At 68.0% G+C, this 24061-nt stretch carries 24 protein-coding genes; 12 read left to right on the forward strand and 12 right to left on the reverse strand.

From position 1 onward, the window contains the following. Positions 1–125 precede the first annotated feature (125 nt). The 6 genes from GVY39_RS02245 to GVY39_RS02270 all read left to right on the forward strand — a co-directional run bounded on the left by GVY39_RS02245 (position 126) and on the right by GVY39_RS02270 (position 7546). On the forward strand, positions 126–1214 hold the full coding sequence (locus GVY39_RS02245) for an N-acetylmuramoyl-L-alanine amidase (protein WP_159919864.1): 1089 nt from the start codon (positions 126–128) through the stop codon (positions 1212–1214). Then, positions 1211–1432: a hypothetical protein gene (locus GVY39_RS02250; protein ID WP_159919866.1), complete on the forward strand. Its 222-nt coding sequence runs from the start codon at positions 1211–1213 to the stop codon at positions 1430–1432. The genes GVY39_RS02245 and GVY39_RS02250 overlap by 4 nt, the downstream gene beginning before the upstream one ends. Further along, positions 1429–1866 carry a hypothetical protein gene (locus GVY39_RS02255; protein WP_159919868.1) on the forward strand — a complete coding sequence of 146 codons (438 nt, stop codon included), beginning with the start codon at positions 1429–1431 and terminating at the stop codon, positions 1864–1866. Before GVY39_RS02250 ends, GVY39_RS02255 begins: the two co-directional genes overlap by 4 nt. Beyond that, positions 1863–2168 carry a hypothetical protein gene (locus tag GVY39_RS02260; protein WP_159919870.1) on the forward strand — a complete coding sequence of 102 codons (306 nt, stop codon included), beginning with the start codon at positions 1863–1865 and terminating at the stop codon, positions 2166–2168. The genes GVY39_RS02255 and GVY39_RS02260 overlap by 4 nt, the downstream gene beginning before the upstream one ends. Positions 2169–2492: 324 nt before the next feature. Next, entirely contained in the window at positions 2493–6425 is a 3933-nt protein-coding gene (locus GVY39_RS02265) for an IPT/TIG domain-containing protein (RefSeq protein WP_159919872.1), read from the forward strand. Between the two features lie 119 nt (positions 6426–6544). Beyond that, positions 6545–7546, forward strand: coding sequence for a hypothetical protein (locus tag GVY39_RS02270; protein WP_159919874.1), 1002 nt, complete (start codon positions 6545–6547; stop codon positions 7544–7546). A gap of 208 nt (positions 7547–7754) precedes the next feature. Here the strand turns inward: GVY39_RS02270 and GVY39_RS02275 are convergent, their stop codons facing one another. The 5 genes from GVY39_RS02275 to dxr all read right to left on the reverse strand — a co-directional run bounded on the left by GVY39_RS02275 (position 7755) and on the right by dxr (position 14355). Next, positions 7755–9542: a penicillin-binding transpeptidase domain-containing protein gene (locus GVY39_RS02275; RefSeq protein ID WP_159919876.1), complete on the reverse strand. Its 1788-nt coding sequence runs from the start codon at positions 9540–9542 to the stop codon at positions 7755–7757. A 66-nt stretch (positions 9543–9608) separates the two neighbouring features. Beyond that, positions 9609–10472: a GNAT family N-acetyltransferase gene (locus GVY39_RS02280; protein WP_159919878.1), complete on the reverse strand. Its 864-nt coding sequence runs from the start codon at positions 10470–10472 to the stop codon at positions 9609–9611. A 67-nt stretch (positions 10473–10539) separates the two neighbouring features. After that, complete coding sequence (ispG, locus tag GVY39_RS02285; protein WP_159919880.1) at positions 10540–11697, reverse strand: flavodoxin-dependent (E)-4-hydroxy-3-methylbut-2-enyl-diphosphate synthase; 1158 nt, start codon at positions 11695–11697, stop codon at positions 10540–10542. Between the two features lie 152 nt (positions 11698–11849). Then, the gene (locus GVY39_RS02290; protein ID WP_159919882.1) at positions 11850–13049 is read right to left on the reverse strand and encodes an RIP metalloprotease; all 1200 of its coding nucleotides are present in this window, start codon (positions 13047–13049) and stop codon (positions 11850–11852) included. A gap of 166 nt (positions 13050–13215) precedes the next feature. Beyond that, the gene (dxr, locus tag GVY39_RS02295; protein WP_159919884.1) at positions 13216–14355 is read right to left on the reverse strand and encodes a 1-deoxy-D-xylulose-5-phosphate reductoisomerase; all 1140 of its coding nucleotides are present in this window, start codon (positions 14353–14355) and stop codon (positions 13216–13218) included. A gap of 146 nt (positions 14356–14501) precedes the next feature. On the opposite strand from dxr, the gene GVY39_RS02300 reads away from it, so the two are divergent. Next, positions 14502–14771 carry a DUF2631 domain-containing protein gene (locus tag GVY39_RS02300; RefSeq protein ID WP_159919886.1) on the forward strand — a complete coding sequence of 90 codons (270 nt, stop codon included), beginning with the start codon at positions 14502–14504 and terminating at the stop codon, positions 14769–14771. Positions 14772–14873: 102 nt separating this feature from the next. Next, the gene (locus tag GVY39_RS02305) at positions 14874–15188 is read left to right on the forward strand and encodes a hypothetical protein (protein WP_159919888.1); all 315 of its coding nucleotides are present in this window, start codon (positions 14874–14876) and stop codon (positions 15186–15188) included. A 63-nt stretch (positions 15189–15251) separates the two neighbouring features. On the opposite strand, the gene GVY39_RS02310 is transcribed toward GVY39_RS02305, so the two are convergent. After that, positions 15252–16172, reverse strand: a complete 921-nt coding sequence (locus GVY39_RS02310; RefSeq protein WP_159919890.1) for a LysR family transcriptional regulator — start codon at positions 16170–16172, stop codon at positions 15252–15254. 126 nt (positions 16173–16298) lie between these two features. Here GVY39_RS02310 and GVY39_RS02315 point away from each other — a divergent pair, with 126 nt between their 5' ends. Continuing rightward, positions 16299–16712, forward strand: coding sequence for a DUF5997 family protein (locus GVY39_RS02315; protein ID WP_195070453.1), 414 nt, complete (start codon positions 16299–16301; stop codon positions 16710–16712). A 6-nt stretch (positions 16713–16718) separates the two neighbouring features. On the opposite strand, the gene rlmN is transcribed toward GVY39_RS02315, so the two are convergent. Next, entirely contained in the window at positions 16719–17828 is a 1110-nt protein-coding gene (rlmN, locus tag GVY39_RS02320) for a 23S rRNA (adenine(2503)-C(2))-methyltransferase RlmN (RefSeq protein WP_159919892.1), read from the reverse strand. Positions 17829–17952: 124 nt separating this feature from the next. Between rlmN and GVY39_RS02325 the strand changes: the two genes are divergently transcribed. After that, complete coding sequence (locus GVY39_RS02325) at positions 17953–18297, forward strand: lipopolysaccharide assembly LapA domain-containing protein (RefSeq protein WP_159919894.1); 345 nt, start codon at positions 17953–17955, stop codon at positions 18295–18297. Between the two features lie 9 nt (positions 18298–18306). Here the strand turns inward: GVY39_RS02325 and GVY39_RS02330 are convergent, their stop codons facing one another. The 5 genes from GVY39_RS02330 to rpsB form a co-directional block, all read right to left on the reverse strand. Further along, positions 18307–19317 carry a phosphatidate cytidylyltransferase gene (locus GVY39_RS02330; RefSeq protein WP_201295130.1) on the reverse strand — a complete coding sequence of 337 codons (1011 nt, stop codon included), beginning with the start codon at positions 19315–19317 and terminating at the stop codon, positions 18307–18309. 108 nt (positions 19318–19425) lie between these two features. After that, complete coding sequence (gene frr / locus GVY39_RS02335) at positions 19426–19983, reverse strand: ribosome recycling factor (protein WP_040868343.1); 558 nt, start codon at positions 19981–19983, stop codon at positions 19426–19428. Positions 19984–20033: 50 nt separating this feature from the next. Then, positions 20034–20762, reverse strand: a complete 729-nt coding sequence (pyrH, locus tag GVY39_RS02340; protein ID WP_040780648.1) for a UMP kinase — start codon at positions 20760–20762, stop codon at positions 20034–20036. A gap of 194 nt (positions 20763–20956) precedes the next feature. Next, entirely contained in the window at positions 20957–21781 is an 825-nt protein-coding gene (tsf, locus tag GVY39_RS02345) for a translation elongation factor Ts (RefSeq protein ID WP_159919896.1), read from the reverse strand. Between the two features lie 96 nt (positions 21782–21877). Continuing rightward, positions 21878–22690: a 30S ribosomal protein S2 gene (rpsB, locus tag GVY39_RS02350; protein ID WP_159919898.1), complete on the reverse strand. Its 813-nt coding sequence runs from the start codon at positions 22688–22690 to the stop codon at positions 21878–21880. A 381-nt stretch (positions 22691–23071) separates the two neighbouring features. On the opposite strand from rpsB, the gene GVY39_RS02355 reads away from it, so the two are divergent. Together GVY39_RS02355 and GVY39_RS02360 are read left to right on the forward strand one after the other, a co-directional pair. Further along, positions 23072–23353, forward strand: a complete 282-nt coding sequence (locus tag GVY39_RS02355) for a hypothetical protein (RefSeq protein ID WP_159919900.1) — start codon at positions 23072–23074, stop codon at positions 23351–23353. Further along, positions 23350–23883: a M23 family metallopeptidase gene (locus GVY39_RS02360; RefSeq protein WP_159919902.1), complete on the forward strand. Its 534-nt coding sequence runs from the start codon at positions 23350–23352 to the stop codon at positions 23881–23883. Before GVY39_RS02355 ends, GVY39_RS02360 begins: the two co-directional genes overlap by 4 nt. Positions 23884–24061 lie beyond the last annotated feature (178 nt).

The following is a 24061-nucleotide window of genomic DNA, read 5'->3' on the forward strand; positions in this document are numbered from 1 at the left end:
CGCAGTCCGACGCGCGGGTTTACTCCCCCTACCGGGTGCAGTCCGGCTCCCCCGTCGTCCTGCTTCGACCCATCCTCGGCGACCGATGGTCGCCGCACCGCAATCCGATCATCGGGAGGCACGGAATGATGCCACCGGAATACACAGAACTCAATCGTATGGGCGCATCGGGGTCTTCGCGCCACGGAGCGCGGATCACCAATTTCCTGCTGCACACGCAGGAAGGCGACGGCACGGCCGAGAGCCTGGCCAGTTATCTCAACGATCCCGGCCACGGGGTCAGCTATCACTACACCGTGCGGGATGGCATCGTGTGCGATGTCCTCGACACCGACCTCGCGAGTTGGTCGGTGCTGGACGCGAACCCGTACACGATCAACTTGTGCTTCGCCGGAAGCCGCGCGGGGTGGGGACCGGACGACTGGGCACAGATCGACGGAGACATTCGGATCGCGGCGTGGCTGGCTGTCCAGGACGCGAGGAGATACGGCTTCGCCATCGACGTCATCACACCGCCTTACCAGCAGCGCGAGGGCGTGAGCGACCACAATTACGTGACGGAATGCCTCGGCCTCGGCACACACACCGACGTGGGCTTCAACTTCCCTTGGACCCGCTTCATAGGCTATGTCCAGGAATACGCCGCCGGTGCACCCGCCGCAGCGCCGCCGGACGCGATCGATGACATCTACGCCGTCAATCCCTGGCTCGGAGACCGAATCAGCGGCGGCGAGTCCGTCACTTCGGACAGAGTGGGCCGATACGCCCAGTTCGAGCACGGCTTCATCTACTGGCATCCCTCGACCGGCGCGCATCCGATCCCGCACACGTTGTGGCAGAAGTTCGGCGAGTTGGGCTGGGAAGCAGGCCCGCTCGGATATCCGGTCACCGACTGCACCGTGTTGGACGGACCTGACGGCCTGCCGTGGGGTGAGGTACAGGGCTTCCAAGGCGGTGCGCTGTACCGGCGTGACGGCGCGAAGGCCTACTGGATGCACGGTGCGATCCGCGACCGCTGGAACCGCAGCGGCTCCGAGAACGGCCGCCTCGGCTGGCCGACCTCCGACGAGATTCCCTGGGACACCGGTACCTACCAGAACTTCGAGAACGGTCTCGTCTACTGGACGCCGCGCCAGACCCTGGCCACGGTGACCGCCGACGGCATCGATGAACCCCTGCACGACCCACACAATGGAGAAAGGGAAAACCGATGAACAATGTCATCACCATCCTGCGCAGCGAGCCCGTCCGCGCCTTGCTGTACCCGCTGCTGGTAGCGCTGATCGGATACGGCGTCACCAAGGGCGTCGTCTCGTCCGATCTTTCCGGATTCGTTCTCGCCGTCGTCGCGGCGGCGCTGGGCCTGCCCGCGGTCGAGGCGGCACGGCACCGGGTGAGCCCCGCGCCACCCGACAGCGGTGAACCAGCATGAAAACCCCGAAGGAGAAGACCCGACACGACCCCTTCGAAGTAGTGCTGTGCGCCGTCTTCGGCGTCTCGATGGTGTTGCAGTGCGTCTATGGCCCGCCATCGGGTTCGGCGATCGCGGCCATGCCCTCGCATTTCCGCACGCTGTGGCTGATCCTCATGCTGATCGGCTGCGTGGCGACGCTGACCGGTGTGTTCGCCCGGCGTGTCTGGGGTTACCTGGTCGAACAAATCGGTTTAGGGGCGCTGGGCTGGTCACTGGTGGCCTTCGGTGCGCAACTGCTGCTGTTGCAGGTCCAGCATGGAACCCTGGGTCCGGCCACGGTTCTCGGGGGTCCGCTGCCCATCGCCTTGGGGATCGCTTTCCTGTGGAAGCGCAGACAGGTACTGCAGGACGTCAGGACGCTGCACGCGGTGAAGATTCGGGAGGCGTCATGAACGTGATCCAGCAGTCTCCGATTTTCGCGGCGCTGGTGCTCATCGCCAGCTCGTCGGTGCTGTCCGCGGCCGTGACGGCGTGGTTCAAGCGCGGCGACGTCGACGCCACCATGACGAAGACGAAAGCCGACGCCGCGAAAGTGCTGAGTGACCTGGCCATTTCGCAGACACAGCAGATGTCCGAGCAGATGGGCGCGTTCCGGATGGCGCTGCGGGCGCACCGGGAGTGGGACCGGAAGATGGTGACCAGGGCACGGCAGGCGGGCATCGAGTTCGACGACCCACCCGAACTGTTCCTGTGAGACCGGAAGTTTCCTTCCTGGCCGGACGCTGACGAACGTTCCGCTTGGTCGCCAATCGTTCGCCGGGACCGCGGCTCAGAAGGAGCCGCCCTCCGGCAGACGGCGGCACAGCGCTGCCGAAAACATCGCTGCCACACCGTCTGCCAGGAAGTTCGTGCCGCAACCTGCCGCACCGATGGCGATTCGAAAACGGACCAAAACGGAGCGCCAGACACGTTGCCAGGCATCGCTCCAGAGGTGTTAATGGAATTAGCCGGGCCGTTGAACAGCGGCGGGCGCCCCCCGGTGCAGAGGAATCATCACCACGGCAAATAGGAGGCAGCCATGCCTACCATCACTTCCCTCTCCCCGACCTCAGGCCCAACCACGGGGGGGACCAATGTCACGATCACCGGTACCGGTTTCAGCGGTCCAATGACCGTGCGGTTCGGGGGTACCGCGACCACGTTCACTATCAACTCCCCCACCCAGATCACGGCCATAGCTCCCGCCGGATCGGTCGGTACGGTGCAGGTCACCGTCACCAGCTCCGAGGGAACCAGCAACGGCCTTCCCTACACCTATGTTCCGGTCCCCGCGTTGAACAGCATCAACCCGAACCAGGGCTCCACCGGAGGCGGGACGACGGTCACCCTCACCGGCTCGGGCTTCACGGGAGCCACCGCGGTCAACTTCGGTAGCACACCGGCGACTTCGTTCACCGTCAACTCCGACACGCAGATCACGGCTGTGACGCCCGCCGGGACCGGGATCGTTCCGGTCACCGTCACCGGACCGGGTGGTACCAGCGGCGCGGTGCCGTTCATCTACGTCGTCGTTCCGACCATCACGTCGATTGTGCCGACCGCCGGTCCCGCCTCGGGCGGCAACACTGTCACGATCACCGGCACCGGATTCACCGGTCCCCTGACCGTCCGGTTCGGCAATACCGCAACCATTTTCACGGTCAACTCGCCCACTCAGATCACCGCCGTCGCACCCCCGGGAACGGGCACCGTGCAGGTGACGGTCACCGGCTCCGGGGGAACCAGCAACGGCGTCTCCTACACCTATGCCGGTGTCCCCGCACTCACCAGCCTTGTGCCCACCACCGGTCCGACAACCGGCGGGACGACGGTGATCATCACCGGAACGGGCTTGTCGACCGCCACCGCGGTCAACTTCGGCGGCACTCCGGCGACCTCGTTCACGGTCAACTCCGACACCCAGATCACCGCCGTAGCACCCGCCGGAACGGGGACCGTGCAGGTCACCGTCACGACACCTGGAGGGACCACTAATGGACTCCCCTTCACCTACGTGGCGGTGCCGACCCTGACGACGCTGGTGCCGAGTGCCGGTCCGGTTACGGGCGGGACGACAGTCGTCATCACGGGCACGAATCTGACGGGAGCCACGGCCGTCAACTTCGGTGGCACACCGGCGAGCTCGTTCACGGTCAATTCGGCTACCCAGATCACGGCGGTCGCGCCGGCCGGCAGCGGGACCGTACAGGTCACCGTCACCACTCCGGGCGGAACCAGCAACGGCCTCCCCTACACCTACATTCCGGTGCCCGCCATCACCGCGGCGGTACCGAATGTCGGACCGGTGACCGGAGGGACGACCGTCGTCATCACCGGAACGGGACTGACCGGAGCGACCGCGGTCAACTTCGGCGCGACGCCGGCAGCCTCGTTCACGGTCAACTCCGACACCCAGATCACCGCCATCGCACCCGCCGGAACCGGAACGGTGCAACTCACCGTCACCACACCGGGCGGAACCAGCAACGGCGTCGCCTACACCTACGTCGCAGTGCCCGCCATCAGCGCGGCGGTACCGAGCGTGGGGCCGGTGACCGGGGGGACGACCGTCGTCATCACCGGAACGGGACTGAGCGGAGCGAGCGCGGTCAACTTCGGTGGCACACCGGCGACCTCGTTCATCGTCAACTCCGACACCCAGATCACCGCCATCGCACCCGCCGGAACCGGAACGGTGCAACTCACCGTCACCACACCGGGCGGAACCAGCAACGGCGTCGCCTACACCTACGTCGCAGTGCCTACTGTCACCGCGGCGGTGCCGAACGCAGGTGTGGAAGCGGGCGGGACGACAGTGGTCGTCACCGGCACAGGGTTGACCGGAGCGACCGCGGTCAACTTCGGCGCCACACCGGCGACCTCGTTCACCGTCAACTCCGACACCCAGATCACCGCCATCGCACCCGCCGGAACCGGAACCGTGCAACTCACGGTCACCACACCCGGCGGAACCAGCGGCGGCGTCGCCTACACCTACATCCCGGTGCCCGCCGTCACCACGGTGGTTCCGAATGTCGGCCCGGCGACCGGCGGCACGACGGTGATCGTCACCGGAACGGGGCTGACCGGGGCGACCGCGGTCAACTTCGGCGCCACACCGGCGACCTCGTTCACCGTCAACTCCGACACCCAGATCACGGCCATCGTTCCCGCCGGAACCGGAACCGTGCAACTCACGGTCACCACACCGGGTGGAACCAGTAGCGGCGTCGCCTACACCTACATCGCGGTGCCCGCACTGACCGCAGCGGTTCCGAATGTGGGGTCGGAATCGGGCGGCACGACAGTCGTTCTCACCGGAACGAATCTGACCGGCACCACAGCGGTGAACTTCGGCGCCACACCGGCGACCTCGTTCACCGTCAACTCCGCCACGCAGATCACCGCCGTAGCACCCGCCGGGACCGGCACCGTGCAAGTCACGGCGACCACGCCCGGTGGAACCAGCAACGGCTTGGCCTTCACGTATGTGCCGGTACCCGCGCTCACCACGGCGGTTCCGAACGTGGGCCCGGTGGCCGGCGGGACGATCGTCGTCCTCACGGGGACAGGGCTGTCCACCACCTCAGCGGTGAACTTCGGCGCCACACCGGCGACCTCGTTCATCGTCGGTTCCGACACCCAGATCACGGCCGTGGCACCGGCGGGCACCGGGACGGTTCAAGTCACGGCGACCACCGCGGGTGGCACCAGCAACGGCGTGGCCTACAGCTACGTCGGGCTTCCCACCCTCACCACGACGGTTCCGAACCTGGGCTCGGTATCCGGCGGCACGACAGTCGTTCTCACCGGAACGAATCTGACCGGCACCACAGCGGTGAACTTCGGCGCCACACCGGCGACCTCGTTCACCGTCGACTCTCCCACCCAGATCACCGCCGTAGCACCAGCGGGAACCGGGATCGTGCAAGTCACCGCCACCACCCCGGGCGGAACCACCAACGGCGTTCTCTACACCTACGTCGCGGTTCCCACCCTGGCGGCGGCGGTTCCGAACCTGGGCTCGGCATCCGGCGGAACCACCGTCGTGCTCACCGGCACAGGACTGACCGGAGTCACGGCGATCGACTTCGGCGGCACACCGGCGACCTCGTTCACCGTCGACTCCGCCACCCAGGTCACCGCCGTAGCACCGGCGGGGACGGGGACCGTACAGGTTACCGCCACCACTGCGGGCGGGACCAGTAACGGCGTCGCCTACACCTATGTTCCGGTGCCCTCCCTCACCGTGGGGGTTCCGAGCGTAGGCCCGGCATCGGGCGGCACGACGGTCGTTCTCACCGGAACCGATCTGACCGGAACCACCGCGGTGAACTTCGGTGCCACACCGGCGACCTCGTTCACCGTCGACTCCGCGACACAGATCACCGCCGTAGCACCGGCGGGAACCGGGATCGTGCAGGTCACCGCCACCACCCCGGGCGGAACAACCAACGGCGTCGCCTTCACCTACCTGGCGGCGCCCAGCCTGGCGACTTTGCTGCCGAACGTAGGTTTGGAAACGGGCGGAACGGTCGTCGTTCTCACCGGTGCCGACCTGGCCGGGACCACAGCCGTGAACTTCGGCGCCACACCGGCGACCTCGTTCACGGTCGACTCACCGACCCAGATCACCGCCGTGGCACCCGCCGGGACCGGTACGGTGCAAGTCACCGCCACCACCTCCGGCGGAACCAGCAACGGCCTCGCCTACACCTACATCGCGGTACCGACACTGGCGGTCGTGCTTCCGAATGTAGGACCGGCGGCCGGCGGAACGACAGTCGTCCTCACCGGGACCGACCTGACAGGCACCACCGCCGTCGATTTCGGCGGCACACCGGCGACCTCGTTCACCGTCGACTCCGCGTCACAGATCACCGCCGTCACTCCCGCTGGAACGGGAACAGTGCAAGTCACCGCAACCACGTCCGCAGGAACCAGTAATGGTCTTCCATTCATCTATATCTGACGGCTGATGCGGCTGGGCCGTCGGCAGGCTTTTGCCGACGGCCCAGTTTCGTTGCGGTGAGCCAATACAAGAGAGCCTCCGTCATCGTCGACAGAGGCTGCAGGGGTAAGGGGGTTTCGTTGGCGACCGTACTGAAGATGCTGCTAGCGGAGCGGCATCTGAAAAGTCATCCGGATTTCCTTGCCGCGTACGACAGATGCGCGGCGCAGCTGGACCCGCCCATTCCCCCAGGGCATGGGCCGGCGAAAGCGCAGTACTACCAGTGGCTGTCGGGCCGTATGGTCGGGCTTCCTCGCGACTATCACTGCCGGGTGCTCGAGAAGATGTTTCCCGGCTGGACTGTTGAAGGACTGTTTCAAATGGCCAACTCGACACCGGAAGGCACGCGGTCACTCGGGTCGGGTCCTACCGGCACCGACATCCGGCTCGAGGCATTCCTCGGGGTGGAGACCAGCACCAGGGGCACAACTCTGGTGTATCCGTCGTTCGAGCTGTCCAGGTCGTCCGTGGAAGTACTGCGGGCGGCGGGGATCTCCCGTCGGCGAGTTTTGGGGAAGCAGGAGGGTGCTTTCCCGGAGCGTCCCGTCGACATTCCCTCCGTGCTGTCGGAGAACGATTTTCGCGGGCTGCTGTATGTGTTCTCCTTGCTGCAGCGCTACACCAACATCCGCGCCGAGGTTCGCAGCGACCGCTACATGGTCACCCATCACGATCGCCCGTACATCAGTTTCGGGCTGAGCGGCAACGACTGCACACAGTTGTATCCGCGAATCGTCGAGCACCCGCTGTTCACCATCCGGGACAGCGGCGACGACTCGGTGCACCTGGAGCTCAGTGACGGAAGCCGGTACGACTCGGGCGACGACCGCAACCTCGGCGTCATCGCGCGAGTGCGGCCGTGCCCGGATCAGCATCCCGATCGGTACTGGATCTATTGCGGGGGTTTGGGGCCGCGCGGCACCGCAGGAGCGGGCTGGTATCTCGCCAACTCGTGGTTACCCCTCCAGCACCGTGTCGGTGACAGCGAGTTCGTTGCGGTCATCGGCGTCGACGAGTACTCCGACCGGACGACCAGTTTGGAACATCTGCTGATCGCGTCGTCCGAGCGGGATCGACGGTAGGCCGCCGTCGGCCCGGACAGTCGCCATGACCACTGTCCGGGCCGGTGCGGATGCCTCGGCTCCCGTGCCTGCGCACGTATCGGGCCGGGCCTGACGAAGGAGGACTCCGTGAACTATCGGTCGACACTTGTTCGGGTGGCCCGGCTTCCCCGGCCACGAGACCGTGAACTCCGGTTCTGGGTCGTCCCCGTGTGGGAGCGAAGGCGCATCAGTACCCGGCGGGCAAGGCTGCCAGCATGTCCCGTGTCACCGCGACGGCATTGTCGGAGCTACCGCCTTTGACCAGCAGCGTGGCGAACGCGATGTCGCCGCGGAAGCCCACGAACCAGGAGTGCGAGCCGCCGTCGACTTCGGCCTCGCCGGTCTTGCCGTATACCTCGCCCTGATCGGCGATCCGTTCCGCCGTGCCGCCGACGACCACCTGGCGCATCATCGCGCGCAACCCCGCGACGACGTCGGGGGCGAGAGCCGGACGGTCGCCATCGATCCGGGTGGGCCGTCCCGCGATCAGGTAGGGCACGGGCGCCGAGCCGTGTGCGATGGTCGCGGCCATGAGCGCCATGCCGAACGGGCTGACCACCACTTTGCCCTGGCCGAGGCCGTCCTCGGTGCGCTGGATCAGGTCGTCGGCCGACGGCACCGAGCCGGAGGTCGTCGGCAGCCCCACTATCGAATAGGCGGGCCCGACACCGAGCTTCGCGGCGGCCTCGTGCAGAGCGGGACCGGGCAGCTCACTGGCGAGCTTGGCGAACGAGGTGTTGCAGGAGCGCTCGTAGGCCGTGGACATCGGCACGTTGCCGACGGTGAACAAGTTGTAGTTGGGAATGGTCCGCTCGCCGATGACGATGCGGCTCGGGCACGGCAGCACCGTATCCGGGGTCGCGAGACCGTTCGACATGGCCGCGGCCGCGGTCACCGTCTTGAACACCGAGCCGGGCGGGTACTGGCCGATCGTCGCGATAGGCCCCTCCCGAGCGGCCGCCTTGTTCTGCGCGACCGCCAGGATCGCGCCGGTGGACGGGCGCAGCACCACCATCATGGCCTGCTCGGTACGCGGCTGCACGGCGCGCTGGGCGGCATTCTGCACGTGGCGGTCGACGCTGAGCGAGAACGACGGCGCGGGCTGCGAAGGTACCTCCATCAGCACATCGGTGTCGGCGCCGTTGGCGTTCATGGTGACCACGCTCCACCCCGCCTTGCCGTCCACCTCCGCGATCACCGTCTTGCGCACCTGGGTGAGCAGGTCGGGCGCGAATTCCCGGTCGGTGGCGACCAGATCCCACTGCTGGGTCAGCGTGACCCCCGGCAGCCCGATGAGATCGGTGGTGACCTGGCCGGATTCGTGTTCGTTGAGCAGGGCGACGGTGTAGGCGCCCGCGGCGGCCTTCGCCGCGTCGAGGATGGACTCCGGCGTCAGCGACTTGTCGAAACGGTGCAACGAGGCCGCCAGCGCGGTGGCCACGGTCGCGGGATCGGGGGCGTCGGCCGCGGCGAACGCCACCCGGGACACTCTGCCGGGCACCATCACGTCGCTGCCGGACTGCTCGTTGACCCGCGCCCGCGGCGGCGGATTGGACCGCAACGCCATGGTCTGGGTGTCACCGAGTTTGGGGTGGATGTTGGACGAGGTCCACCGGACCATCCAGCGTCCGTTGCTCCGGCCCATCTGCAACAGGCCCGAATACTTCCACATCCGGTTCTTGGGCAGCCGCCACTCGTAGGTGTACTCCACGGTCGCGGTGTCCCCGGTTACGCGGGCCGCGCCGGTGCGCGCGGTGAGCTGTTCGGCCTGCAGCTGATCCCAGGCCGAACGCAATGCGCCGCTGGCCTTCTCCGGCAGGTTGGTCAGGTCCGCCGCGGCGCCGACCCGGTGCTCGGCAAAAGCTTTGACGAACGCGTCCGCGGCGGGAACGGGTCCTTGCGGCTCGCTCGCGCACGCGGCGGCGGCCACCGTGAGGGCCGCGACGGTGAGCGAGAAGAGCATCCGAGTCGACATCGGCACCGATCGTAATGGTCACTGACGGGCAAACGCCTGCGGCACTCCGGAATTCGCCGGGCGTGCTCAGTCGACCAGGACGGTGGCGAAGGTCGCGATCTGCCGGAACCCGACCCGGCAGTAGGCGCGGCGGGCGATCGCGTTGAAGTCGTTCACGTACAGGCTCGCGGTGCGGCCGGAGGCCACCACGGCGTTCGCGACCGCCGCGGTGCCCGCGGTGCCACGCCCCTTCCCACGGTGATCGGGATGCACCCAGACCCCCTGGATCTGGCCCGTGCGCCTGGACAGCGACCCGACCTCGGCCTTGAAGACCACTTCCCCGTCCTCGAAACGGGCCCAGGCGCGGCCGGATTCGATCAAGCTCTGGATGCGGCGGCGATAGCCGCGACCGCCGTCGCCCGCGCGCGGATCGACGCCCACCTCCTCGATGAACATGGCGATCGCCGCCGAGAGGTATCGGTCGAGTTCGTCCTGACGTACGCGGCGAACCTCTTGGTCGGGCGTGGCCAGCGGCGGCTGGGCCAGCGCCAGCAGCGGCTGTTCCCCGCGCAGTTCCCGTTCCGGGCCCCAATGTCCGGCCAGCATCTCCCACAGCGGCAACGCCAGCTCTCTGCGCCCGACCACCGAGGAACAGATCCGCGGCCAGCGGATCGCCCGGTCGGCGAACGCGCGCAGTGCGTCTCGGTCGCCGAGCAGCGGCACCAGATTCGCACCCGAGAAACACAGTGACTCCGCGGGGCCGCCCCGGCTCCAGAGCTCGCCCTGACCACACCGGGTGTCCAGGCCGAACTCCTGCAACCGGGCGGCGACCATGCACGAAGCCACCGGATCGGCATCCAGCACACGCAGCACCTGAGCAAGGTCTCGATTAGCGAGCTGCCGCGCAGGGGCATATTTGGCCCGTCGCGCCGGCTCCAGCAGACTCCGCACGGTGACAGCCTGCCACGAACCGGCGCGATGCGGTATGGCTATGCCGAAAGCGCTGGTGAGCGGCTGCTCAGCTGACAGTGACGACGGGTTCGCCCGCGCCGGCGTCCGCACCCATCTCCTCGGCGATGCGCAGCGCCTCTTCGATGAGCGTCTCGACGATCTGCGCTTCGGGAACGGTTTTGATGACCTCGCCCTTGACGAAGATCTGGCCCTTGCCGTTGCCGGAAGCCACGCCCAGATCCGCTTCGCGCGCCTCGCCGGGCCCGTTCACGACGCAGCCCATGACGGCCACCCGCAGCGGCACCGCCATACCCTCCAGACCAGCGCTCACCTGATTGGCCAAGGTGTACACATCCACCTGCGCACGACCGCAGGAGGGGCACGACACGATCTCCAGCTTGCGCGGGCGCAGGTTCAGCGACTGCAGGATCTGCCCGCCGACCTTGACCTCCTCGGCGGGCGGCGCCGAGAGCGAAACGCGGATCGTGTCGCCGATGCCCTCCGAAAGCAGCGCGCCGAACGCGACGGCGGATTTGATCGTGCCCTGGAAGGCCGGGCCCGCCTCCGTGACGCCGAGGTGCAGCGGGTAGTCGCACTGCGCGGCCAGCTGGCGGTAGGCCTCCACCATGATCACCGGGTCGTTGTGCTTGACCGAGATCTTGATGTCGCCGAACCCGTGTTCCTCGAACAGGCTCGCCTCCCACAGCGCCGACTCCACCAGCGCCTCCGGCGTGGCCTTGCCGTACTTCTCCATCATTCGCTTGTCCAGCGAACCGGCGTTCACGCCGATGCGGATCGGGATGCCCGCCGCGCCCGCGGCCTTGGCGACCTCCGCGACCCGGCCGTCGAACTCTTTGATGTTGCCGGGGTTGACCCGTACCGCCGCGCAGCCCGCGTCGATGGCCGCGAAGATGTAGCGGGGCTGGAAGTGGATGTCGGCGATCACCGGAATCTGCGATTTCCGCGCGATCGTGGCCAGCGCGTCCGCGTCCTCCTGACGCGGGCAGGCCACCCGCACGATGTCGCACCCCGACGCGGTCAGCTCCGCGATCTGCTGCAGGGTGGCGTTCACGTCGTGCGTCTTGGTCGTGGTCATGGACTGCACCGAGATCGGGTGAGCGCTGCCCACCCCGACATTGCCCACCATCAGCTGGCGGGTCTTACGCCGGGGAGCGAGCACCGCCGCGGGAGCGGTCGGCATCCCCAATCCGATTGTGCTGGTCACCTTCGGCTGCCTACTTTCATCGTGTCCGGCCGGTTCGCTGCCGAGTCTAGCCGTGGCAGACGACGCCCACCTTGTGACAGCAATGACAAGGCCTCCCCGGCCGACCTCGACAGGCCATGCCGCCGACCGCGCCGACCGGCCTGGGGCCCCGGTCAGAACAACTTGATCGGGTTCACGATGTCGGCGGCCAGCGTCAACAGCATGTAGGCGCCGCCTATCACCACGACCACATAGGTCGCGGGCAGCAATTTCAGGTAGTTCACCGGGGCGCCGGGCGCGAGACCCTTCCAGCCGCGGATGGTGTTGCGGACCTTCTCGTAGAGCACCACCGCGATGTGCCCTCCGTCCAGCGGCAGCAACGGCAGCAGGTTGAAGACGCCGAGGAAGAAGTTCAGGCTGGCCAGCACGAGGATGAACAAGTTCCACAGGCCGCGTTCGGCGGTCTCGCCACCGATCTTGCTGGCGCCGTAGACGCTGACGGGAGTCTCCGGATCCCGCTCACCGCCGGTGACCGCGTCCCACAGCGAGGACACTTTGGCGGGCATCTGGGTCAGCGAGTCGACCGTGCGCACGAACATGTCACCGGTGAAGGCGCCTGCGGCGGGCACGGCTGCCAGCAGGCCGTACTGCACCGGCTCGTAGCGGTCCGGCGCCACGCCGACGGCTGACACTTCGCGGCCCGCGCCACCGCCCTCGGGGTAGCGGACGACCCGCTCGGGGGTGACCGGAATGCTGAGGGTGCGGCCATCCCGCTCGATGACGTAGGTGAAGGGGCCGGTCTGCTTCTGGGTTTCGGACTGGAACTCCCGCCAGGTATCCACCTCGACGCCGTTGACCTGTTTGACAATGTCACCGCGCTGCAATCCGGCGCGCTGCGCCGGGCCCGTGCCGGTGCACGGCTCGGTGGAGCCGTCGGCGTTCTGCTGCGCGACGCAGCTCATGGTGCCGAGCGCGGTGGCGGGCGGCTCTTTCAGGTTCGGCAACCCCCAGCCGACCGCGAGCACCACGATCAGGATGAAGCCGAGGACGAAGTTCATCGCGATGCCGCCGGACATGACCAGCAGCCGCTTCCAGGTGGCCTGGCGGTACATGGCGCGGTCGAGTTCTTCGGGGCGCAGTTCGTCCAGCGCCGTCATGCCCGCGATGTCACAGAAACCACCGAGCGGAAGCGCCTTCAAGCCGTACTCGGTCTCACCGCGGCGGAACGAGAAGATCTTCGGCCCGAATCCGATGAAATACCGCCGCACCTTCATGCCGGTCGCCTGGGCAGTCCACATGTGCCCACATTCGTGCAGCGCGATCGACACCGTGATGCCCAGCGCGAACAGCACGAATCCCAACGCGAACACCATTTGCTCTACAGCCCTCCTGCGTTTGCGCAGCTCGAATATCCCGCACGCACGCGTCCGCTCCTGGCCGCGAGCACTCTGATCACCCTAACCGGACAGAGACCTGCCCTGTGTCTTCAGTGTGCCAGGACGCCGTCGTTGCGCGCGTCCGATCCGTCATCGAGCGGTCTCAGCCGCCTACCCGAGCGGCGGCGAACTCCCGCGCCCAGGCGTCCGCGGCGAGAACCTCCTCGAGCGAATCCGGCTCGGTGCGCCACCGGTCGGCCGCCTCGACCGCGGCGGCCACCGTGCCGACGATCTGCGGGAAGCGGATGGCGCCGTCGAGGAAGGCCTGCACCGCGACTTCGTTCGCGGCGTTGTAGACCGCGTTGACGCTGCCCCCGGCCTGCCCGGCCGCGCGGGCCAGCTCGACCGCCGGGAAGACCTCGTTGTCGACCGGTTCGAACGTCCAGGTGGACGCGGCGCCGAAATCGCAGGCCGCGGCGGCGCCGGGCACCCGGTCCGGCCAGCCCAGCGCCAGGGCGATCGGCAGCTTCATGTCCGGCGGACTGGCCTGGGCGAGCGTGGAACCGTCGGTGAAGGTGACCATCGAGTGCACGATCGATTGCGGGTGCACGGTGACGTCGATGCGGTCGTAGGGCACCCCGAACAGCAGGTGCGTCTCGATCAGCTCCAGTCCCTTGTTCACCAACGAAGCCGAGTTCAGGGTGTTCATCAAGCCCATCGACCACGTGGGATGCGCCTTGGCCTCGGCGGGCTCGACCGACTCCAGCATTTCGGCGGTCCACCCGCGGAACGGGCCGCCGGATGCGGTCAGCACGAGCCGGTCGACCTCGTCGGCGCGACCGCCGCGCAGGCACTGCGCCAGCGCGGAATGCTCCGAGTCGACCGGGACGATCTGCCCGGGAGCAGCGGCCCTTGTCACCAGAGAACCACCCGCGACCAGCGATTCCTTGTTGGCCAGGGCGAGGCGGGTGCCCGACTGGAGGGTGGCCAGGGTCGGCTCCAGCCCGAGCGAGCCGACCAGCGCGTTGAGCACGACGTCCGCCTCGGTGCGGCGCACCAGCTCGGTCACCGCCCCAGGACCACCCAACGGCAGATCCAACCGCTGGGCCGCCGCCGGGTCGGCGACTGCGACATTGCGGGTGCCCGTGGCGGCCATCTGGGCGGCGAGCAGCTCGGTGTTGCCGCCGCGCGCGGCGAGTCCGACCACCTCGAAGCGGTCGGGATTGGCGGCGATCACCTCGAGCGCTTGGGTGCCAATGGATCCGGTGCTGCCCAGCAGCAGGACTCTCACGATGTCGGACACGACTTCATTGTGTCCTACCCGCCGCACCGTGTTCGACGGGCGCGGGCCGACTTACAACGACGCACCGTCGTATGCCACGATATGCGGCAGTAGCTCATCGAGTGCGTACCGGAATCGCGGTACGAAGGAACAGCTAAGGAGCGATCGTGGCCGCCACGGAACTCGAACACGCCGACACCGAGCGCGGCATCGTCACTCGCGTGGACCCCGCCGAAGTTCCCTCCGCGGCCTGGGGTTGGAGCGGCGAGTCGCGGCGCACCTTCCGGGTCGCCGGCTGGATCGTCGCGCTGATCCTGCTGGCCATGCTGGTCGGCAACCACAGCGGCCAGGTCGAGAACCTCTTCCTCGTCGGCTTCGCCGCCCTGATCGTGGGCATCCTGATCCGCGACTCGTTGTTGCAGCGCAAGCCGCGCTAGTCACTACCGCGTAGCCGCGCCCCGGTACCGTGTGCGTCCGAGGTCCGCGTCCCAACCGGGTCGCGGGCCTCGATTTCTATTCACCCGAACCTTTAGGACGCAATGATCAAGACCTGTTCCGCCGCCCTGCTCGTCGCGAGCGCCTTCGGCTCGCTGCTGTTGCTGCCCGCGGCGCCCGCGTACGCCCAGTCGGCGGCGTGCGGCGCGGCCATCGACGCGATCAACGCCGCCATCGACCAGTCGGGCGGGAATCTGGACTCGACCGTGCAGCAATCCCTGGCCGCCGAGCTGTCGGCGATCCCGGCCGAAGGTGCGGAGAAGGACGCCATCGCCGCCTACGCCCACGCCCTCACCGACGACGAGGTCACGAATCTGAACCCGGCGACCGACGAACTGAACCGGGTCTGCAACGGCTGATCGCCGGGCGGTGCGGACCGGCCGGGGTTCGCACCGCCGCCAGTCCTGGGCGGCACGAAGCGGCTAGCGCCCGCGCCGCCGGGCGGGCTTGTTCTTGGCGGGAGCCGGACGACCGCCTGTCTTCTTGGCCGAAGGCTTCTTCCGCGGCTCGTTCGTGTCGGCCCGGGCCGGGGCGCGTGAGCTGCGCTCGGAGCGGCCGCGCACGACGCCGATGAAATCCTCGACCGCCTCGGTGGTGTGATCAGCGGGCCAGGCCAGCGCGATTTCCGTGTCGGAGACACCGAGCATCGTGCGGTAGACGAGGTCGCGGCGATGGTGCAGACGAGCCAGCGAGTGGGGCACGATCGCCGCCCCACCGGCCGCGGCGACGAGTTCCAACACGCCGGCCACCGCGTCGACGTCCGACGTGTCCTGCAGATGCTCATCGGCCAGGTCGTCCATGCGTACGTCGTCGAACACCGAGAGCGGGTGTTCCTTCTGCACCACCACGACGGGGACCTCGCGATAGAGCGGGATCGCGCTCATGCCTTCGCGGTCGATCGGCAGCCGGACGAAGCAGAGGTCGACGCGTCCCTCGCGCAAGGCCGCCTCCTGCTCCGCTTGCGGCAGCGCGATCACCTCGAGCGGTGTGCCCGGATACCGCTCAGCCCAGATCCGGGTCCATTTGGTAACGGTGACCCCGGGCACGAAACCCACACGCAGGACAGCCGGAGCCTCCGCCTGCTGCCGCACCGCCGATTCGGCCCGCGCGATGATCTCACCCGCCTGCTCCAGCAACTCCCGTCCCTCGTCGGTGAGCCGGGTCGGTTGCGCGCCGGGCACGAAAAGCTTCGTGCCGAGTTCGTTCTCCAGGTCGATGACGGTATGGCTCAGCTTCTGCCGCGAGATGTGCAGCGCCTTCGCCGCGCGCGCGAAGTGCAACTCTTGCGCGACCGCGACGAACCAGCGCAGGCGCACCACATCTATCGACTCCAACCGGCTCATTCGTGGAAGCGTATGCCAATGGCCGATGGGAACCGCCCGCGCCGCCGAGTAGCGGCTGCCCGCCTCCGCGTTGCGCGAGTCGGACTGCGGACGAATCCGTCCGGCGGCGCCCGTTAGGCTGTATCGGTGAGCCCGGACAATAAAACGCAGACGATGAAGCCGCTGACGGCGGCGAACAAACTCGGCATCTACCTTCCGGCCGCGCCCGAGGAGTTCCGCACCGCACCGATCTCGCGCGCCCAGCTCGACGCGCTGCGCGACGATCCCCCTGCCTGGCTCACCGAACTGCGGCGCAACGGCCCGTTCCCGCGCGACGTGGTGGCCCGCAAGCTCGGCGTCTCCAACACCGGCTTGACCCGCGCCGAGGTCTCCGATCACCTCACCGCCGACGAGATCGACGCCCTGCTCGCCGACCCGCCGGAATGGCTCGTGCGCGAGCGCGAGAATTACGCCGCGGTCCGCGCGGAGAACGCGCGCATCAAGGCGAAGGAAGCCGAACGTCGCGCCGCCACCAACCGCCCGGCGAAGAACCGCGGCTAGCGCGTTTCAGTTCTCCGCGGCCAGTTGTCCGCAGGCGGCCGCGATTTCCTGACCGCGGGTGTCGCGGACCGTGCACGGCACCCCCTGCGCGTTCACGCGGCGGACGAACTCCTGCTCGACCGGCTTGGGGCTGGCGTCCCACTTGGAGCCCGGGGTGGGGTTGAGCGGGATGACGTTGACGTGCACGCGGGAGCCGAGCGCCCTGTGCAGTTTCTCGCCGAGCATGTCCGCGCGCCATGGGTGGTCGTTGATGTCGCGGATCAGCGCGTACTCGACCGAGACGCGACGGCCGGTCGTGTCGGCGTAGTAGCGGGCCGCGTCGAGCACCTCGGCGACCGGCCAGCGATTGTTGACCGGGACCAGGGTGTCGCGCAGTTCGTCGTCCGGCGTGTGCAGCGAGACCGCGAGCGTGACCGACAGGCCCTCGTCGGCCAGCTTGCGGATGGCGGGAGCCAGCCCCACGGTCGAGACGACGACATTGCGCTGCGAGATGCCCAAGCCGTCCGGTGCGGGCGAAGTGATCCGGCGGACCGCGGCGACCACACGCTTGTAGTTGGCCAGCGGCTCGCCCATGCCCATGAAGACGATGTTGGACAACCTGCCCGGACCGCCCGCCACTTCCCCGTCCCGCAACGCGGCGGCCGCGGCACGCACCTGGTCGACGATCTCGGCGGTGGACAGGTTGCGGTTCAGCCCGCCCTGGCCGGTGGCGCAGAACGGGCACGCCATGCCGCAGCCGGCTTGGCTGGAGATGCACAGGGTCGCACGGTCCGGGTAGCGCATGAGGACGCTTTCCAGCAGCGTGCCGTCTCCAGCGCGCCACAATGTCTTCCGGGTCTCGCCGTCGTCACACGCGACGTGCTTGACAACGCTCAGCAGCGGAGGGAACAACGCCTCGCCGATCTTCTCCCGCACCCCGGCGGGCAGATCGGTCATCCGTGCCGGGTCGGCCTGCAACCGCGCGTAGTACTGCCGGGCGATCTGATCGGCGCGGAACTTGGGCAGGCCCAGTTCCTCGACGGCCGCGCGCCTGCCCTCGGCATCGAGGTCGGCGAGATGGCGCGGCGGCATGCCGCGGCGCGGAGCGTCGAAAACCAGGGGCAGGGAGACGGTCATAATCGCTCCATTCTCCCATCCGTGCGAACCGGTCGCACACTCGACCGCGTCCGAGCAGCCCGACATGCCGAGCCGCATGCGGGAAATGCCCACGTCCGCGACAGCGGTCGGCCATGATCGAGACATGGCCACCCACTCCGAATACCCGCACGAACCGGATCCGGATCTCTCGCGTGGCGGGCGCGCTCCACAACCGGACGCTCAGATCACGCCGACACCGACGAAGTCCCTGTCGTCGCGTACCGGTTACACCTGGACCGGGCTCGTCACCGGCGTCCTGATCCTGGTTCTGTTGCTGATCTTCATCCTGCAGAACCTGGAGCAGATTCAAGTGCGCTTCTTCTTCTGGGACTTCTCGCTGCCGCTCGGCGTCACCGTGCTGCTGTCGATGATCGGCGGCGCGCTCGTCATGGCCTCCGTGGGCGGCGCCCGCATCCTGCAGTTGCGCCGCGCCGCCAAGAAAGGCTGACGCGCCGGATCACAGCAGCGTCGACAGCACCAGCCAGGAGACGAACGCCGAAGGCAGCATCGAGTCGAGACGGTCCATGATGCCGCCGTGGCCCGGCAAGAGCGTGCCCATGTCCTTGATGCCGAGTTCGCGCTTGATCTGCGACTCGATCAGATCCCCGCAGGTGGCCACCAGCACCAGGCCGACGCCGAGGACGACGCCGATCATCGAGTTGGCCTCCAGCAGCAGCGTCACCGTGAGCAGACCACCGATCACGCTGAACACCAGGGAGCCGCAGAAGCCCTCCCACGACTTCTTCGGGCTGATCGAAGGCACCATCGGATGTTTGCCGAACAGCACGCCTGCGACGTAACCGCCGACATCCGAGCAGACCACCAGGATCATGAACGTCAGCACTCGCAGGTTGCCGTCCGGCTCGAGCAGCAGCAGCGTGGCGAACGAGGCGAGCAGCGGAATCCAGGCCAGCGTGAACACCGTGATGGCGGTGTCACGCAGGAAGTTTCGCGGCGCGGTCTGCAAACCGTGGTCGAACAGCCGCCACACCATGCAGATCAAGGTGGTGGCGGCGAACGCGCCCGCGACACCGCTGGCGCCGTAGGGCCAGCCGAGCCAGAACACCGCCTGGCCGCCGACGATCAGCGGAACCCGCGGGACGAGCACGTCGGCTTCACGCAGGCGCTTGGCGACCTCCCAGGTCGCCACGCCCACACCGGCCGCCGCGACGCCGATGAACAGTTTCGGCACGAACAGCAGGATGGCGATCAGCGAAAGACCCAGACCGAAGCCGACGGTCAGCGCGGCGGGCAGATTACGACCCGCGCGCGAACCACTCGACGGCGCGGCGGTGCGGGCGGCCGCGGCATCCGACCCCGACGCCGCGGCGGAGCCTAACGGTTCATGACCGGACGCAGCAGCATCGTGCGACTGCTCGTGCATCGCATCGGCTGTCCCGTTCACCGGCGGCTCCTCTGCCGCACCGGCCGCGGCGGCGTTCTCGGCCACGATTGTCCCGTCGCTCAACTCGTCGTTCCGTTCGTCCCCCGCCCGGGCGGGCCTCCGCTGGGTTCCGGCGGCACTCGCGGTGACCGGGCCTCCTCCGGGCCCGTCACTCCTGCCGACCGATCCGCGTCAGACCTCGAGCAGTTCGGCTTCCTTGTGCTTGACCAGTTCGTCGACCTGGCCGACATACTTGGCGGTGGTCTTGTCGAGCTCCTTCTCGGCGCGCCCGACCTCGTCCTCCCCCGCCTCGCCATCTTTCTGGATGCGCGACAGTTCGTCCATCGCCTTGCGACGGACATTGCGGATGGCGACCTTGGCGTCCTCGCCCTTGCCCCTTGCCTGCTTGGCGAGTTCGCGGCGGCGCTCCTCGGTCAGCTGCGGCACCGAGATCCGGATGATGTCACCGTTGTTGGTGGGGTTGACGCCCAGATCCGAGTTGCGGATCGCGGTCTCGATCGCCCCGAGCTGGCCCGCCTCGTAGGGCTTGATCACGACCATGCGCGGCTCCGGCACCGTGATGCTGGACATCTGGGTGATCGGGGTCGGCGATCCGTAGTAGTCGACGACGACCCGGGAGAACATCCCCGGATTCGCCCGACCGGTACGAATGGTTCCGAGATCGTCCTTCGCCACCGAGACGGCCTTTTCCATCTTCTCCTCGGCGTCGAAGAGCGCTTCTTCAATCACGACCGTTTCCTCCACAGCGTCGTCATGTCACGATCCGCGGTCAGCGGGTATCAGGACCTAACCAGTGTGCCGATCTTCTCACCGGCGACCGCGCGGGCGATATTGCCCTTGGTCAACAAATTGAACACCAAAATCGGCATCTGGTTGTCCATGCACAAGCTGAATGCGGTCGCGTCGGCGACCTTGAGGTCGCGCTCGATGACCTCTTTGTGGGTGATCTCGGAGTACATGGTCGCGGTCTCGTCGACGCGCGGGTCGGCGGTGAACACTCCGTCGACCGCCTTGGCCATCAACACCACGTCCGCGCCGATCTCCAGCGCGCGCTGCGCCGCCGTGGTGTCGGTGGAGAAGTACGGCATGCCCATGCCGGCTCCGAAGATGACCACGCGGCCCTTCTCCAGGTGCCGCTTGGCGCGCAGCGGAAGGTAGGGCTCGGCGACCTGGCCCATGGTGATCGCGGTCTGCACCCGGGTGTCCACGCCCTGCTGTTGCAGGAAATCTTGCAGGGCAAGGCTGTTCATCACGGTGCCGAGCATGCCCATGTAGTCCGAGCGCGCGCGTTCCATGCCGCGCTCCTCGAGCTCGGCGCCGCGGAAAAAGTTTCCGCCGCCGATCACCACGGCCACCTGGACGCCGGTGGCGACCACCTCGGCGATCTGTTCGGCGACCGTCTGCACCACATCCGGGTCCAGCCCGACCTTGCCTCCGCCGAACATCTCCCCACCGAGTTTCAGCAGCACCCGGCGATATCCTGGGCGATCGGTCCCCGGGTCCGTCATGGGTCTCCAGTCTCCTTCGGCGATGGATTGTCGATTTGCGGCGATTCGGCGCGCACGGCGGGAGCCCGTGGCGTGGAGCTAGGCAGAGCGGCATCCATCCTGCCTTACTCGGTTCCGGCGGCAGCAGAAGACCCCCCGTCAACCGGCGTTCGTTCGGTCGGCGGGGGGCCTGCTCGCTGGGGGTGCGGCGGGACTTAGTTCGCGCCGACCTCGAAGCGGGCGAAGCGGGTGACGGTGACACCGGCCTCGTCGAGCAGCTTCTTGACGGTCTTCTTCGAATCGGTGACCGACGGCTGCTCCAGCAGCACGACGTCCTTGAAGAAGCCGTTGACCCGGCCCTCGGTGATCTTCGGCAGCGCGGCCTCGGGCTTGCCCTCCTCGCGAGCGGTCTGCTCGGCGATGCGGCGCTCGTTCTCCACGATGTCGGCCGGGACCTCGTCGCGGGTCACGTACTTGGCCTTGAGCGCGGCGACCTGCATGGCGGCGGCGCGGGCGGCCTCGGCCGCGGCATCGCCCTCACCGGTGTACTCGACCAGCACGCCGACGGCGGGCGGCAGGTCCGAGGCACGCTTGTGCAGGTAGGTGGCGACCGGGCCGTTCAGCGAGATGACGCGGCGCAGTTCGAGCTTCTCACCGATCTTCGCGGCGAGCGCCTGCACGGCCTCCTCGACGGTCCTGCCGCCGAGGTCCAGCGCCTTCAGCGACTCCAGGTCGCCCGGCTTGGCGGCCGCCGCCGCGGCGACGACCTGCTCGGCCAGCTGCTGGAACTCCGCGTTCTTCGCGACGAAGTCGGTCTCGGAGTTGATCTCGACCATGACGCCGTCTTTGGCGGCGACCAGGCCTTCGGCGGTGGTCCGCTCGGCACGCTTGCCGACGTCCTTCGCGCCCTTGATGCGCAGCAGTTCGACGGCCTTGTCGAAGTCACCGTCGGTCTCGGCCAGCGCGTTCTTGCAGTCCATCATGCCGGAGCCGGTCAGCTCCCGGAGCCGCTTCACATCGGCAGCGGTGTAGTTCGCCATTCTCGGCGAGCCTCCTTCGGAGAAGTGTGGGTGTTGGCAGCGGCGATCACGATGGCACTCGCTCGTGATCGCCGCCGAAACAGCGGATGAAGAGTCTCAGGCCTCGGCCGAGCTCTCGGCGGCCTCGGCACCGGGCGCGGCCTGCGCGAGCAGCTCCTGCTCCCACTCGGCCAGCGGCTCACCCGCGCCCGCCTCCGGCTTCTCGTCGCCCGCGGACGCGCCGGCGCGCGCCTGCACGCCCTCGGCCACCGCGGAGGCGACCACCTTGGTCAGCAGGGCGGCGGAGCGGATCGCGTCGTCGTTACCCGGGATCGGGTAGTCGACCAGGTCGGGGTCGCAGTTGGTGTCCAGGATCGCGATGACCGGGATGTTCAGCTTGCGCGCCTCGCCGACGGCGATGTGCTCCTTGTTGGTGTCGACGACCCAGATGGCCGAAGGCACCTTCTGCATGTCGCGGATACCGCCGAGGGTGCGCTCGAGCTTGTTCATCTCACGCGTCAGCATGAGGATTTCCTTCTTGGTGCGACCCTCGAAACCACCGGTCTGCTCCATGGCCTCGAGCTCCTTGAGGCGCTGCAGGCGCTTGTGCACGGTGGAGAAGTTGGTGAGCATGCCGCCCAGCCAGCGCTGGTTGACGTACGGCATCCCGACGCGAGTCGCCTCGGCCGCGATCGACTCCTGGGCCTGCTTCTTGGTGCCGACGAAGAGGACGGTGCCGCCGTGGGCGACGGTCTCCTTGACGAACTCGTAGGCCTTGTCGATGTAGGTCAGCGTCTGCTGCAGGTCGATGATGTAGATGCCGTTGCGGTCGGTGAAGATGAACCGCTTCATCTTCGGGTTCCAGCGCCGGGTCTGGTGTCCGAAGTGTGCGCCGCTGTCGAGCAGCTGCTTCATGGTTACGACAGCCATAGCTCCCGTATCTCTCTTTCATTTGCCGGTTGACGCAGCGAATCGGCGATCCGCTGCCCTGGCGCCGCCGAATCGTCGGACCCGGCCGGGAAGGCGGGGACCAGCCGGCGATTCACTGTCCCGAACACGCTGCCGCGAACCCGGAAATCTCGGGCTCGATTCGGACAGCGCCGCTAGGAACAAGCACGGGTGGCGCGCGAAGTCGGTCCATGCAGGCACAGACCGCTCGATCAGTTTACGGCCTCGCCGCACGCAGACCTAAATCGATCCGAGCGGAACCCTTTGACCAGGCGGAACGGAGGCTTTCCACAGGCAAGCGAGTTATCCCCATTCCGGGGATCCGACCGTCGGCCGCGACTCGACCACGGGAGGGTGGAGGGCATGAAACCGATTTCCATCGTGACGACCTTCCTGGTTCCACTGTTGTTCGTCTTCGGCGTCGTCGTCGCGCCGCCGGCCGGGGCCGAGGCGCCCGCGCCGGAACCCGTGCTCGGGGCGTGCGCGGGTTCGGTCTGCCCGCCGTCGCTCTCCGATCTGCTGCGGCGCGCGCCTCGCCCGTTCCGGCAATCCGGCCGCGACGCCGGTGGGCACGACCGACTCGAGACGACTTCCGCCGAGCCGGCATCGCGACCGGAGACGGACTTCCCGGTACGGCGGGAATGACATCGCCGCACGGCAGGCGGCTGGGCCGGTGGCTTGCTCCGCTGCTCGGAATCGCCGTCGCCGCGGTCGCCGCCACGGAGCCGATGGCGACGGCCGCACCCGGCCGGTTCGGGTGGCCGCTACAACCGCGCCCCGCGGTGCTACAGCGCTTCGACAAGCCGGCGCAGAACTGGCTGCCGGGGCATCGGGGGGTCGATCTGGCCGGCAGCGAGGGGCAGGCCGTGCTCGCCGCGGGGGAAGGGATCGTCGTGTTCGCGGGGACGGTGGCCGACAAGCCGGTCGTGTCCATCGCCCACCCCGGCGGGCTGCGCACGACCTACGAGCCGGTTCGCGCCGAGGTTCCCGTCGGCAGGCGCGTCGGCCGGGGCACCCCGATCGGCGCGCTGGAGGCCGGGCATCCCGGATGCGCGACGCCGTGCCTGCACTGGGGCGCACGCGCCGAGGGCGATAGCCGACGCAGCCGTGAGTATCTGGACCCCCTGGGGCTCCTGTACCTCGCTCCCCTGCGGCTCAAACCTGTGCGTCCCTGAACCGGGCGCCTGGATTCGTTGCTTCTTCGCGCACTCAGGGGCGGGTGGCGCGCCGCCGGCGGTGCCAGGTGCGATGCGGCTGGGGACATGGGCCCATGGCGTCGCGGAAGCCCACTCCACGAATCGGCGTGTCGGTGGGGAGAGCTGGCGGTACCGGGTGGGCGGGGTGAAGATCAGG

The organism is Nocardia sp. CY15, from assembly GCF_009829295.1.
Lineage (GTDB): Bacteria > Actinomycetota > Actinomycetes > Mycobacteriales > Mycobacteriaceae > Nocardia > Nocardia sputi.

Coding starts and splice junctions, on each gene's coding strand:
- GVY39_RS02245 (WP_159919864.1), top strand. CDS start 126: ATGATGCCACCGGAATACACAGAACTCAATCGTATGGGCGCATCGGGG.
- GVY39_RS02250 (WP_159919866.1), top strand. CDS start 1,211: ATGAACAATGTCATCACCATCCTGCGCAGCGAGCCCGTCCGCGCCTTG.
- GVY39_RS02255 (WP_159919868.1), top strand. CDS start 1,429: ATGAAAACCCCGAAGGAGAAGACCCGACACGACCCCTTCGAAGTAGTG.
- GVY39_RS02260 (WP_159919870.1), top strand. CDS start 1,863: ATGAACGTGATCCAGCAGTCTCCGATTTTCGCGGCGCTGGTGCTCATC.
- GVY39_RS02265 (WP_159919872.1), top strand. CDS start 2,493: ATGCCTACCATCACTTCCCTCTCCCCGACCTCAGGCCCAACCACGGGG.
- GVY39_RS02275 (WP_159919876.1), bottom strand. CDS start 9,542: ATGTCGACTCGGATGCTCTTCTCGCTCACCGTCGCGGCCCTCACGGTG.
- GVY39_RS02290 (WP_159919882.1), bottom strand. CDS start 13,049: ATGGTGTTCGCGTTGGGATTCGTGCTGTTCGCGCTGGGCATCACGGTG.
- GVY39_RS02305 (WP_159919888.1), top strand. CDS start 14,874: ATGATCAAGACCTGTTCCGCCGCCCTGCTCGTCGCGAGCGCCTTCGGC.
- GVY39_RS02310 (WP_159919890.1), bottom strand. CDS start 16,172: ATGAGCCGGTTGGAGTCGATAGATGTGGTGCGCCTGCGCTGGTTCGTC.
- rlmN (WP_159919892.1), bottom strand. CDS start 17,828: ATGACCGTCTCCCTGCCCCTGGTTTTCGACGCTCCGCGCCGCGGCATG.
- GVY39_RS02325 (WP_159919894.1), top strand. CDS start 17,953: ATGGCCACCCACTCCGAATACCCGCACGAACCGGATCCGGATCTCTCG.
- pyrH (WP_040780648.1), bottom strand. CDS start 20,762: ATGACGGACCCGGGGACCGATCGCCCAGGATATCGCCGGGTGCTGCTG.
- tsf (WP_159919896.1), bottom strand. CDS start 21,781: ATGGCGAACTACACCGCTGCCGATGTGAAGCGGCTCCGGGAGCTGACC.
- rpsB (WP_159919898.1), bottom strand. CDS start 22,690: ATGGCTGTCGTAACCATGAAGCAGCTGCTCGACAGCGGCGCACACTTC.
- GVY39_RS02355 (WP_159919900.1), top strand. CDS start 23,072: ATGAAACCGATTTCCATCGTGACGACCTTCCTGGTTCCACTGTTGTTC.
- GVY39_RS02360 (WP_159919902.1), top strand. CDS start 23,350: ATGACATCGCCGCACGGCAGGCGGCTGGGCCGGTGGCTTGCTCCGCTG.